General features: G+C 45.0%; 14 protein-coding genes and 1 tRNA gene. 6 read left to right on the forward strand and 9 right to left on the reverse strand.

The window, feature by feature from the left end:
• Position 1: 1 nt before the first annotated feature.
• From ACRD67_RS10400 to ACRD67_RS10430, 7 genes are all read right to left on the reverse strand, one after another.
• Positions 2-325, reverse strand: coding sequence for a GNAT family N-acetyltransferase (locus ACRD67_RS10400; RefSeq protein WP_430967076.1), 324 nt, complete (start codon positions 323-325; stop codon positions 2-4).
• A 2-nt stretch (positions 326-327) separates the two neighbouring features.
• Entirely contained in the window at positions 328-609 is a 282-nt protein-coding gene (locus ACRD67_RS10405) for a UBP-type zinc finger domain-containing protein (protein ID WP_430967077.1), read from the reverse strand.
• A 2-nt stretch (positions 610-611) separates the two neighbouring features.
• The gene (locus tag ACRD67_RS10410; RefSeq protein ID WP_430967078.1) at positions 612-2276 is read right to left on the reverse strand and encodes an FAD-dependent oxidoreductase; all 1665 of its coding nucleotides are present in this window, start codon (positions 2274-2276) and stop codon (positions 612-614) included.
• 15 nt (positions 2277-2291) lie between these two features.
• Positions 2292-3680 (reverse strand): ATP-binding protein, encoded by a 1389-nt coding sequence (locus ACRD67_RS10415; RefSeq protein ID WP_430967079.1) that lies wholly within the window; start codon positions 3678-3680, stop codon positions 2292-2294.
• Positions 3681-3751: 71 nt separating this feature from the next.
• A complete protein-coding gene (gene murA, locus ACRD67_RS10420) occupies positions 3752-5059 on the reverse strand; it encodes a UDP-N-acetylglucosamine 1-carboxyvinyltransferase (protein ID WP_430967080.1) in 1308 nt (435 codons plus the stop codon).
• A gap of 15 nt (positions 5060-5074) precedes the next feature.
• Positions 5075-5728 carry a DUF4290 domain-containing protein gene (locus ACRD67_RS10425; protein WP_430967081.1) on the reverse strand — a complete coding sequence of 218 codons (654 nt, stop codon included), beginning with the start codon at positions 5726-5728 and terminating at the stop codon, positions 5075-5077.
• Between the two features lie 82 nt (positions 5729-5810).
• Positions 5811-6098: a DUF493 family protein gene (locus ACRD67_RS10430; RefSeq protein ID WP_430967082.1), complete on the reverse strand. Its 288-nt coding sequence runs from the start codon at positions 6096-6098 to the stop codon at positions 5811-5813.
• Between the two features lie 191 nt (positions 6099-6289).
• On the opposite strand from ACRD67_RS10430, the gene ACRD67_RS10435 reads away from it, so the two are divergent.
• The 5 genes from ACRD67_RS10435 to ACRD67_RS10455 all read left to right on the forward strand — a co-directional run bounded on the left by ACRD67_RS10435 (position 6290) and on the right by ACRD67_RS10455 (position 10828).
• A complete protein-coding gene (locus ACRD67_RS10435; protein WP_430967083.1) occupies positions 6290-6853 on the forward strand; it encodes an AAA family ATPase in 564 nt (187 codons plus the stop codon).
• Positions 6853-8751, forward strand: a complete 1899-nt coding sequence (locus ACRD67_RS10440; RefSeq protein WP_430967084.1) for a RecQ family ATP-dependent DNA helicase — start codon at positions 6853-6855, stop codon at positions 8749-8751. The genes ACRD67_RS10435 and ACRD67_RS10440 overlap by 1 nt, the downstream gene beginning before the upstream one ends.
• 1 nt (position 8752) lies before the next feature.
• Positions 8753-9700: a methionyl-tRNA formyltransferase gene (gene fmt / locus ACRD67_RS10445; RefSeq protein WP_430967161.1), complete on the forward strand. Its 948-nt coding sequence runs from the start codon at positions 8753-8755 to the stop codon at positions 9698-9700.
• 176 nt (positions 9701-9876) lie between these two features.
• On the forward strand, positions 9877-10149 hold the full coding sequence (locus ACRD67_RS10450) for an HU family DNA-binding protein (RefSeq protein WP_430967085.1): 273 nt from the start codon (positions 9877-9879) through the stop codon (positions 10147-10149).
• A 118-nt stretch (positions 10150-10267) separates the two neighbouring features.
• Positions 10268-10828: a YqgE/AlgH family protein gene (locus ACRD67_RS10455; RefSeq protein WP_430967086.1), complete on the forward strand. Its 561-nt coding sequence runs from the start codon at positions 10268-10270 to the stop codon at positions 10826-10828.
• Here ACRD67_RS10455 and ACRD67_RS10460 read toward each other — a convergent pair.
• Both ACRD67_RS10460 and ACRD67_RS10465 read right to left on the reverse strand, forming a co-directional pair.
• Positions 10825-11670, reverse strand: a complete 846-nt coding sequence (locus ACRD67_RS10460) for an aminotransferase class IV (protein ID WP_430967087.1) — start codon at positions 11668-11670, stop codon at positions 10825-10827. The genes ACRD67_RS10455 and ACRD67_RS10460 overlap by 4 nt on opposite strands.
• 54 nt (positions 11671-11724) lie before the next feature.
• On the reverse strand, positions 11725-12108 hold the full coding sequence (locus ACRD67_RS10465) for an START-like domain-containing protein (RefSeq protein WP_430967088.1): 384 nt from the start codon (positions 12106-12108) through the stop codon (positions 11725-11727).
• A gap of 137 nt (positions 12109-12245) precedes the next feature.
• Between ACRD67_RS10465 and ACRD67_RS10470 the strand changes: the two genes are divergently transcribed.
• A tRNA-Met gene (locus ACRD67_RS10470) sits at positions 12246-12322 on the forward strand.
• Positions 12323-12595: the final 273 nt, after the last annotated feature.

Genomic DNA, 12595 nt, shown 5'->3' on the forward strand with positions numbered 1-12595 from the left:
CCTAGGCCACCGAATAACCCGGTGCTAATATACCCACTGCCCGCTCAGGATGTCTTTTAAGGAAGGCCGCTACAAAAGGACAAAGCGGAGCCATTTTTAATTGGGTCTCCGTGATGAAATCCAAGGTTTTGGAGATCAGGGCACTGCCCACACCTTTTCCCTCCCACTGTGGGGGAACTTCGGTATGGGTAAGGTAAATGATGCCCTGTTTGGAAATCATATAGTCAATAAAGGCAGTATCTCCGTCATGTTTAAGTTCAAATCTCTTTTTTGCATCCGTATCGTTGTTGATCAACTCCTGTTCTTTCCAAGGTGTACTATCCATGCTTAAAATTTTAAAAAGGTTCTATCTTGATAGCACCAGGCCCAATTTTCATTGGGTTCGGCCGAGGTAATTACGGCATGCCCATGGTCCTGGAAGTGTTTGCTCGCGTGCTTGTTGGGTGACGAATCGCAACAAAGCGTAACCCCACAAGCCTGACACGTTCGCAGATGAACCCAGGAGTCTCCGATTTGCACACAGGTTTCACATTCATAGGCCTTGGCCATTTTTTTGGTATCGGGATCAAACGCTTCCAAGTGTTCGCACTTTGCTCTTTTCGTTGCCATAGCTATATTTCCGTTAGATATTGATGTACAAATTTAATGGCCATAGAGCCCTCGCCCACCGCCGAAGCCACCCGATTCATCGCCCCGGCCCTGACATCGCCCGAAGCAAAAATACCCGGGCTGCAAGTCTCCAGCAAAAAGGGTTCGCGTTCTTTCTTCCAGATTTTTTTGAAGTCGTCGTATTTGATCAAGTCTCTTCCCGTCTCCAAAAAGCCCCTTTCGTTCTTAAGAATATCCAGGGCGATCCAATCGGTATAGGGACGAGATCCAATAAATATAAACAAGGCCTGGGCCTGCGCCTCCCGTACCTCTGTCGTTTTGCTGTCTTCCAAGGTCACGCCGGATAAGCGGCCATTCTCGCCTGTGACCTTGGTAATATTGGTATTGGGAAGCAGCCGTATGTTTTCAATGGCCTCAATTTGATCGATCAGGTATTGGGACATGCTGCTCGATAGGTCGTCCCTTCGGATAACGATGTACACGTTCTTGGCAAAATTGGAAAGATACACCGCGGATTGCCCAGCCGAATTGCCGCCACCTACGATATACACCTCTTTGTCCTTGCATGCCTGCGCTTCTGTCATGGAAGAGCCGTAGTAAATTCCGGCCCCGGTGTACTCCTCCACACCCTCGGCAGGTAGTTTTCTGTAATTGACCCCCGTGGAGACCACAATACTTTTGGTCTGCACCTCGCTCCCATCATCCAATACCAAAATTTTATAATTGTCCTTGGTTTTGATGGCCTTGACCTCTCGGGGTGATAGGAACTCTATACCAAAGCGTTTGGCCTGGGTAATGGCCCTATGGGTAAGTTCCTGTCCGCTGAGTCCCTTTGGAAACCCCAGGTAATTTTCGATACGGGAACTGGTCCCCGCCTGCCCTCCTGGCGCTTTTTTCTCGATCAAAAGGGTTTTTAAGCCCTCTGAACCGCCATATACGGCTGCCGCCAGACCGGATGGTCCAGCGCCGATGATGGCCACATCGTAGAGGCTTTCCTTCGCATTTGCATTAAGCCCCAAACGTTCGGCAAGCTCCAAAATAGAAGGGTTGGTCATACAATCCCCATCAGGAAAAGAGACCACGGGCATATCCTTTGCTTCCAGTTCGTGCAGTGTGGCTACCTCTTTGGCTTTTTCACTGGTCTCCACATCCAACCATTGAAAGGGAAACAAATTACTGGACAAGAAATCCTTAATGGTGTGGGTATGTGGATTAAATTGATAGCCCAGGACCTTAATGCCATCAAACTCGGGCCTGTAATCCAAAAGCCATACCTCCAGCAGGTCGTTCAAGACCGGGTAGAGTTTTTCCTCCGGCGGGTTCCACGGTTTGGATAAATAGTAGTCCAGTTGTACTTCATTGATCGCCCGTATGGCCGCGTCCGTATCTGAATAGGCGGTGAGCAAGACCTTTTTTGCCTTGGGGTAATGTTCTTTGGCCATTTCCAAAAACTCCACCCCCAGCATCTCGGGCATGCGCTGGTCTACCAAAAACAAAGCGACCGCTTCGCCTTTTTTCCGCAGTTCCACCAAAACCTCGAGCGCCTCCTTGGGTGAGTCGGTCCGAAGGATCCTGTAGTCCTTTTGATACTCCGATTTTAAATCACGCGTCACTGCTGCCAAGACTTGTGGGTCGTCGTCTATTGCAAAAATTATAGGTTTCTTCATGTATCTAATGGGTGCTTAAGCAATGGGTAAACAAACGATAAACTTGGTCTCTCCAGGTTTGGAGGTGACCTTAATCTCCCCTTGGTGTTGATTTATGATGCGTTGTACCACTTCCAATCCCATTCCCGTGCCTTCGCCTATGGCCTTGGTCGTAAAAAAAGGATCGAAAATGGTATTCAGATGCGCTTCCGGAATACCCTTACCATTATCTATAATCTCTGTCTTGACAAAGTTCCCATCCTTTCGGCTACGTACCTGTAGTTTACCTCCTGGGTTCATGGCATCTATGGCATTATCAATCAAATTGGTCCAAACCTGATTTATTTCGCTGACCATAATCTTGGGGTGTGGCAGATCTTGGTCAAATTCCTTTTCTATGGTTATTTTTTTTTGTTTCAGCTTGTGGTTCAGCATGGTCAGTGTGCTTTTTATACCGGTCCTAATGTCGGTTGGCTGGCGCTCCGGTGCACTATCCATATGCGTATAACTCTTTACGGAAGCTACCAAGTCCGAAATACGTTGCGCAGCCTCTTGTATCTCATCGACCATTTTCTCGGTGGTCAGTACGTTTTCTATCCATTCAATGGCCGATGGGAAATTGGTATCGCCGGTGGCTTCGTAGATTTTTTCCATGGCCTTGGCATCCATACAAAAATCCAGTAAGGTCTCGGTCAGTTCGTAGGCGTTCTCAACGCCGTGCTCTTCCAACCATTGTTCCAGGGCATCCTCTTTTTCGGTCCGCTCCATGAGGCCCATATTATTTTCGGGCCTATGGGTCAATTTATCAAAAAGCACATCGTTGATAACATCTATCTGTTCGGGGGTAGCCTTGATGGAAATGACCCGCTTGAATTTTTCGGGTACGTTCCCCAAGTGCTTTTTTAATTCCTTGGCACCACGGGCCATGGCGGAAGCCGGGTTGTTCAATTCATGGGCCAGTCCGGCAGATAGTTTACCCAAGGCCATCATTTTTTCTGCCTGAACGTTGCTTTTGGCGAATTCCCTTGTCCGGGAGGTCATCTCATGGACAAAAGCTTCTGCGAGCTCGTAAAAGCTGGTGGTCATTTCCTTAAAGTGTTCCTTGGACATAACCAACACCTTGCATTCCCTAACGGCCTCCCCATAACCGATGGCGGTGGTGGCCCGGGAATAGGGCAAGGAGCCCGAGATACCATTTTTATGAACCTTGGCCACCAATTTATAATTCCCGTTCTGTTCTATCTTGATATCCACCTCGCCTTCGAGCAGAATATAGAGCTTATCAATGGGATCGCCCTTTGTGAATATGAATCCACCAACGGGTATGCGCTCCACATGGGAATTTTGAATAAGCCACAGTAATTGCTCCTCGGGAACCTCGGAAATTGCGGAAACCTGTCTTAAATCTTGGGGGGTTACTTCCATCCCTTAAATTTAAACTATTAGCGATCCAAATGCAACAGCCGAAATGTAAAGTAAATGTTATGGATTTCCGATCAGACCCGGTCTATTTTGGCCCCTATGGCCCGCAGACGGGTATCGATATTTTCATAGCCCCGATCGATTTGTTCAATATTGTGGATTGTGGAAGTGCCTTTGGCCGATAAAGCGGCGATCAACAAGGATACCCCTGCCCTAATATCCGGAGATACCATAGTGGTAGCTTTCAGTGTCGATTTAAAATCGTGTCCTATGACGGTGGCCCTATGCGGGTCGCAAAGGATAATTTTTGCGCCCATATCAAGCAGTTTGTCCACAAAGAACAAACGGCTTTCGAACATTTTTTGATGCACCAGCACTTCTCCCTTTGCCTGGGTGGAGATGACCAGGATAATACTTAACAAATCTGGTGTAAGTCCCGGCCAGGGTGCATCGGCTATGGTCAAAATAGATCCGTCTATGTAGTTTTGGATCTTATAGCCATCTTTATGCTCGGGTATGAGAATGTCATCCCCTTTACGCTTTACCGTTATTCCAAGTTTTTCAAATACAGAGGGAATTAGTCCCAGATCGTCCCAGCTTACACTTTTAATCGTAAGTTCGCTTTTGGTCATAGCCGCCAAACCGATCCAACTACCAATTTCGATCATGTCGGGAAGCATGGTGTGTTCGGTACCTCCTAACTGCGCAACCCCATCGATCAGTAGCATATTGGAGCCTATGCCCGAAATCTTTGCTCCCATACGATTCAGCATTTTGCACAATTGCTGCAAATAGGGTTCACAAGCCGCATTGTATATGGTGGTACGCCCTTCGGCCAGTACCGAAGCCATAACAATGTTGGCCGTTCCGGTAACAGATGCCTCGTCCAAAAGCATGTAGGTGCCCTTTAATTTTTTGGCCTCGACCCCATAAAAATGCTCTTCCTTATTGTACCGAAATTGGGCACCGAGATTGATAAATCCTTGAAAATGGGTATCCAGTCTGCGTCGTCCAATCTTATCACCTCCAGGCTTGGGAATATAACCCTTGCCAAAACGGGCCAATAAGGGACCTACCAACATAATGGAACCCCTGAGCCCTCTTCCGTCTTGCTTAAATTGGTCCGATTGCAGGTAATCCAAGTTAACATCGTCTGCCTTAAAAGAATAGGAACCCTTATCCTTCTTTTGGATCTTTACCCCTAAATCCTCTAGTAGGGAAATTAATTTGTTGACATCAACGATATCGGGAATATTGTGAACAGTAACCGTTTCGGGAGTGAGAAGTACGGCGCAAAGTATTTGCAAAGCCTCATTTTTGGCGCCCTGGGGTGTAATCTCGCCATGAAGCTGATGACCTCCCTCTATTTTAAATGTTCCCATTTAAGGTAGAAAAGTTTAATACCGCTTCTTACCGCGATTATTGTTTCTTTGATTCTTTTTGCCCGTGTTGCTTCTGTTGGATTTGGTTGGCCTGTTCTTAAGGAACTGCCCGCTCTCGGTAAGATTTTCACCTCCACCCGCCAAATCGATCAAACCATCACTCAACTCAACCAGATGTTTAAAAATAACAACATCCTCTACCGTATCCTTGTTCCAATTTAGGTAACACTTTTTCATATGGTTGGCTATGGCATATTCCAAACCATCGCGCATGTCACCTTTTTCCCAACTAATGGCCACATCGATCATGCGTTTGATGTTGTTGCCATAAAATCGATATTTTGGAAAATTCTGAGGATATTCCAAGGGTTCCGGACGTTGTTGAAGGACTTCCTTGCTGGTTATGGGGAACGGTGAATCCACATCCAATTTAAAATCGGACATGATGAACAACTGATCCCACAACTTATGCTGAAAATCGGGTACATCACGCAGATGGGGCTGAAGATTCCCCATGACGCTTATAATGGCCTTGGCCACTCTATTTCTTTCTTCGTTATCCGCAATGGAAACGGCATGGTCCACCATTTTCTGGAAATGACGGCCATATTCTGGAATAATGAGCTTTGAGCGCTCAGTATTGTATTCTAAGTTTTCTACTTGATTCAAATTAAAAGTTTTATGCTTAAAAAAATAAGGAAGTACTCGTATAACGGCTGCAAAATAACAAAATTATGCTACAAAAGCTACTTTATAAGGAGATAACCCCTTTTATCGCACCCACTTCCTTGTACTTTTGAATTACCTCGTCCGGGTTTTTGAGGTGCACGGTGATGGAAATACTCGTGTATTTTCCTTTTTTGGATTTTTTTGATTCTATGACCGCGCCGGTATTGTCAAATATCTTGTTGATCTGCTCAATCTTATCGGTATCGGTAGGAACAATAAATTTATAAAGATAATCCGATGGCCAGGTACCATTTTGATCCAGCTGTTCCCGTAATCTTATATAAAACTCATCCGATTTTTCGGTGTTCATGTACTTGTTTCTTGCAAAGATAGAACAACCCTAGCAATTATTCGGTCTTCCCTTTTTTTCTTCTCCTTTGTTAACGTTTTTTAACGCTTATGGCGCTAGGTCCGTGTATCGCCGAACAATAAATACCATGCTACATGTATTATTTTAATCTTTCCGGTTTGCGTACTTTTGTGGTTGTAATACCTTTTCTATTGAACACAACTAGAGTAGTTATAAGTGGCGGGCCGGGGACCGGAAAGACGTCGGTCATAAAGATGCTGGAGGAATCGGGATTTTTCTGCTTTCATGAAATCATCCGGAGCATGACCTCTAACGCGAAAAAGGAGGGTAATCCGGAGGCCTTTGTTTCCAACCCCATTGTCAGCGTTAGCAATCCGGCCGAATTTAATGAAATGATACTGCAGGGCAGGATCGATCAGTTCAAGCGCCTTTCTGAAGTCAAGGGTAGACCGGCCTTTTACGATCGGGGAATCCCGGATGTTCTGGCCTATATGGATTTCTTTGGGCAAAGTTACGAGGACCATTTTGTTAGCGCGTGCAAAACCCATTTGTACGACACTGTATTTCTATTGCCACCCTGGAAGGAAATCTATGTTTCCGACAATGAACGGTTCGAAAGCTTTGAAGAGGCCGTGCAGGTGCACGAGCATTTGGAACGCACCTACAGGCGGTTTGGCTATGATATTGTCATGGTTCCCCTGACCAATGTGGAGGAACGGCTTGCATTTATTTTGAATCGATTAAAGCTCCAGTGATGCAGATGAACCCCAGGGAAATCTTGAAAAAGTATTGGGGCTTTTCACAGTTCAAAGGGTCTCAAGAGCAGATTATTGCAGAAATTTTGGAAGGTCGGGATGTCCTGGCATTGCTGCCAACAGGTGGTGGGAAATCTCTTTGTTATCAGGTGCCTGCCTTAGCCAAAAAGGGTATTTGTATTGTGGTCTCCCCCTTGGTGGCCCTGATACAGGACCAGGTAGATAGCCTTAGGACAAAAGGAATCAAGGCCATTGCGCTAACCGGCGGAATTCCACCATGGGAACTGACCGACCTGTTGGATAATTGCCTATACGGAAATTACAAGTTTTTATATCTTTCCCCGGAACGCCTGCAACAGGAAGTGGTACAGGAAAGGATACAGCAGATGCAGGTAAATCTTTTGGCCATTGACGAGGCACATTGCATTTCGCAATGGGGAAACGATTTTAGGCCAGCCTATTTGGGCTGTTCGGTATTGCGCGATTTGGCCCCGGATGCTCCGGCAATTGCGTTAACGGCCACGGCCACCCAAAGCGTGGCCCAGGATATCGTGGAAAACCTGAAATTTCAAGACCCCTTGGAAATTAAGGACTCCTTTGCCCGGGACAACATCGCCTTTAAGGTGCTGGTAGACGAGGACAAAAGATATCGGTTAAGGCAGTTGTGCACAACCACGCCCCGAAGTGGCATTGTCTATGTACGTACACGGCGTATGGCTCAGGAAATCGCTCATTTGTTAAACGAGAACAAGTGTACGGCCACCTATTTTCACGGTGGTATTTCCAAGCGGGAAAAGGAACAACGCCTGGGGCTGTGGATGCGAAATGAAATAAAGGTAATGGTGGCCACCAATGCGTTCGGAATGGGTATAGACAAGCCCGATGTTGGCCTAGTGGTACATTACCAAATTCCGGATAGCATTGAAAACTACTTTCAGGAGGCCGGAAGGGCCGGGAGAGATGGCGGTGATGCAGAAGCGGTTTTGGTCATCAATGGTGCGGATGAGATACAAGTCAAAAATCAGTTTTTGAGCGTGCTTCCCGATATCCCCTTTCTAAAGTTGCTTTACTACAAGCTCTGCAACTACTTTCAGATAGCCTACGGTGAAGGGGAGCATGAAACCTTCCAATTTCGCTTCAATGAATTTTGCGATACCTATAAATTAAATTCGATATGGGCCTATAACGGCCTGCGAATCCTAGATCAAAATTCGGTTATTGCCCTTTCTGAAGCTTTCTCCAAAAAAACAACCGTTCAGTTCACTGCTTCCAAGCAGCAACTTTTTCACTATTTGGATACACACAAAAAAGAAGCCCCAATTGCACAAACCTTATTACGGACCTATGGTGGTATCTTTGATTTTGAGACCAAGGTGAACACGGTATTAATTTCCAAGAAGGCCAAGGTTCCGGAGCAACTGGTCCTGGATTTTCTGGAAACGCTTCAAAAAGACGATATCATAAAGTACAAAGCGGAGCATAGTGATCTGGAAATCACTTTTATAGTTCCAAGGGAGGATGATAGGACCATCAACGTCTTTGCCAAGAAAATCAAGGCGCAACAACAAACCAAGATCGGCCATGTGGAACAGATGCTTTCCTATGTTAAAAACGACAAAACCTGCCGTAGTAGACAGTTGCTCAGCTATTTTGGCGAGCACAAGAAAGGGAGCTGTGGCAAATGTGACGTATGTACCCGCAAAAAAAAGGTCACCAAAGATGTCCAACAGGTGATCGCAATGGACGTGCTGGACCTACTGGGTGAAAAAAGGCAGGGCTCCAGGGAAATGATCAACGTATTGCCGTATCGGGAGGAAGTGGTTTTAAAGGTGTTGCAAGAATTATTGGAAAACGGAAAAATAGGTATAAATGCCAAGAATGAATACGAGCTCAACTGAAATGGAGAAATTGCGAATCGTCTTTATGGGCACCCCGGATTTTGCTGTCGGTACCCTGCGCAGGCTGGTTCAGGAATCGCATACCATAGTGGGGGTTGTGACCGCTCCCGATCGACCCGCTGGCCGAGGACGAAAGCTACAGGAATCGGCAGTTAAAAAATATGCCTTGGAACAGGGTTTGAAGGTACTACAACCCACAAATTTAAAGGATGCTGCATTTTTGGAAGAACTCCGATCCCTGAACGCCAACCTGCAAATTGTGGTCGCTTTTAGGATGCTGCCCCAGGTGGTATGGGCCATGCCCCGTTTGGGCACCTTTAATCTGCATGCCTCCCTCCTGCCCAATTATAGAGGTGCGGCCCCCATTAACTGGGCTATCATGAACGGGGAAAACCAAACTGGGGTGACCACCTTCTTTATTGATGATAAAATTGATACCGGGGAAATCATACTCCAGGAAAATATGGGCATTGGCCCCGAAGACACTGCGGGAACCCTCCACGACAAGCTAATGCACTTGGGCGCCGAACTTGTCCTAAAAACTGTGGCCCTTATTGAAAAACGAGAAGTAAGTCCCAGAAAGCAAGAGAATCAAGGGCAACTAAGATCGGCATCCAAAATCCACAAGGAAACCTGTGAAATCAACTGGAATAAACCCTTACATAGTATTTATGACCATATACGGGGCCTCAGCCCCTACCCTACAGCTTGGACCACCCTACACAATGGGGAAGAATCCATTTTCCTAAAGATATATATGGCCAAAGCCCAAAAGGAAAAGCACGAACAGCAGGTAGGAGCACTACTTCTTGATGGAAAGGAACTAAAGGTGGCCGTTAAAAATGGATATATTCATCTTTTGGAGATGCAATTGCCCGGAAAACGCAGAATGGCGGTCTCGGAAATCCTAAATGGATGGAAACCGGTCAAAAACGCATATGTTAGCTGAGGCCCCGCTACTATGGGGCTGCGAGAAGCGTAAAAAAACCCCTACTTTATCAACAAACGTTTTAAGTTATCAACAAAAATGGGGATTTACCCCCAATTCACTTGCGTTACACGCAAATCCGTATAAATTTGTTCTAGCTTTAAAATTATAGTAACAACAATTAATTTAATTAAATTATGAACAAAACAGAATTAATCGATGCAATGGCAGCTGATGCCGGCATTACAAAAGCAGCGGCAAAAAAGGCATTGGAATCTTTCCTAGGAAACGTAGAAGGATCTCTTAAGGGTGGTAACAGAGTATCTTTGGTAGGTTTCGGATCTTGGTCAGTATCCAGAAGGAATGCTAGGGAAGGTAGAAACCCATCAACAGGACAAACTATTCAAATTGCAGCTAAAAATGTTGTAAAGTTTAAAGCAGGTGCCGATTTGGGCAATGCAGTGAACTAATCCATAGTTTTAAATACAACAAAACCCTGACGGTAGTACTCGTCGGGGTTTTTTGTTTTTGTTCTTTTTTTGGTTTTCATAAGAATTATCTTATTTTTAAGAATACGTATATCATATCATGGTCGGTCTAAAGCCAAAAAAAGGTAAATTATTAATTGCAGAACCTACCCTCACCGGGGACGTTTCCTTCAACAGGTCGGTCGTGCTATTGGCCGAACACAATCAGGAAGGTTCCGTAGGCTTCATTTTGAACAAACCCTTGGAATATGACATTAGCGACCTTATCACGGAGATAAACATTCCCTTCCAAGTATACAATGGCGGCCCCGTGGAGCAAGACAACCTCTACTTCATACATAAGGTGCCGCATTTGATAGACAATAGTATAGAGATATCCGATGGTATCTATTGGGGGGGCGACTTTGAGAGTACCATTGACCTGATCAATAATAAAATTATCACCAACGACGATATTCGATTCTTTTTGGGCTATTCCGGATGGGATTCCCTGCAATTGGACCAAGAACTGTCCTCCAAATCCTGGATCGTGGTGCGGAACAAGTACGAAAGCGATATCATCCAAAAATCCACAAGTGCGTTCTGGAAGGAAAAAATGATGGAACTGGGAGGAAATTATCTGCTGTGGTCCAATTCGCCCGAAAATCCCAGCCTCAACTAATCCAATCGCGCCATAGCGTTCAATTTACCCACTAGATCTCTAGCCACCCTTGTATCAAATTCCTTTTTGCGATACTTGCTAACGGGTTGAATACCTACAATCGCATTGGTGATGAATAGTTCATCGGCCTGTTGAAGTTCAAAGGGTGAAATGGAGGCTTCCTCCAAGGAATACGCATCCAATTTGCCGATTAGCTGGATCATTCTCTTTCTTAGAACCCCATTTAAGCAACCGTCCTTGGTAGGCGGGGTCTTTATTCTGCTTCCCTTTACGAGAAAAATGTTCCCGTTGAGCGCTTCCACCACCTGTTTGGCATGGTTCAATAACAGGCAGTTTTGATATCCATTTTCTTCGGCAAAAACACTTCCCACTACGTTAATGATCTTGTTGTTCGTTTTAAGGGTGGAGAGCATATCGGGGTTTACGTAAAAATCCTTGAAGAGCTCTACCTCATAGGGAGCGTCCTGCAGCACATAGAAGGGAGTTTCCAATGGAGTTGCCTCGGAGACAAAGGAAATCTCGTTGGTAAGGGGTAGGTACAGTCCTCCTTCGTTCCTAAAGACGGTAAGGCGTACACGTGCCGGTGCTTTCGCCAGATTATTGGCCCGAACCACGTGTAAAATTTGCTCCTCCAAAAATTCCATGGTGAAACTCATGGGGATTTCCATACGAAGTATGCGCATAGAGGCCATTAATCTAAGATAATGGTCCTCCCAAAAAAAGATTTTTTCGTTGACCACGCGCAGCGTCTCAAAAAGTGAATCGCCATAACGAAATCCCCTGTTCCCAAAGGCCAGGGAAAAAGTGTCCTTTGGACCGAGATTACCATTGAAATTGACCATAAAAAAAGCCTTGAAATTTTCAAGGCCAAATATACGTTATATTCCCCAAGCACCTTAGGAAGATCCCAAAACCTGTTTGAGGTCCGAGACCTGGTTTTCCCAGAGCATCTTAGCTTCATCCATTTCGTCCTCTTCGGCAAAATCGGTAATGAAGAGGGAGACATCCTTGGTAATCTCATCTACGATAATCTTCATTTCGAAAAAGCTTTCATCTTCCTGATCTGTCCAGGAGAACTTGACAAACTCGTCGCTTTTCCTTTTGAGCAATTTGGCTTCCTCCTCCGAGCCGTCCCAAATAAAACTGAACATTTCTCCCCGGGAATTTACGTTGTCCGCGAACCACTCGGAAAGTCCGGATGGGGTAGACAAGTATTGATACAACAACTGAGGTGAAGATTGTATAACAAATTCTAATTCGAATCTAATTTTATCGCTCATTCCAATTCTTAAATTTTCTTCGGACAATATAGATATTTCTAAATGATAAAAAAATAAAACTAGTAGAATAATTTGGCGGGCTAATTTTGACGGACAGGAAATTAAACTTTATATTTGCAGCCGTTTAAAAAACCTATGGCGAGGTAGCTCAGCTGGTTAGAGCGTCGGATTCATAACCCGGAGGCCGAGGGTTCAAGTCCCTCTCTCGCTACCATAAAACAAAGCAAAACCCAAGAAATTATTCTTGGGTTTTTTGTTTCTGTACAACATATGTACAACATTATATGTAGCTTTATGGCCTAATATACGATGTCTCAAAAAACGTTCGTTTTTTGAAGCTTTCTTAGAAACAGAGTTATTATTAGGATAACTTTTGTACTCTTAAAGATTTCTGAAGTGCGATTGTTAAGGTTATTATTTGCATTTAGATAGTGCTTTAAACCAAATATATTCCCACTTGGATTCAACAGGATTAAATCTAAACAGC

The organism is Eudoraea algarum (assembly GCF_050589645.1).
In the GTDB taxonomy this organism is placed as follows: Bacteria; Bacteroidota; Bacteroidia; order Flavobacteriales; family Flavobacteriaceae; genus JBNGOQ01.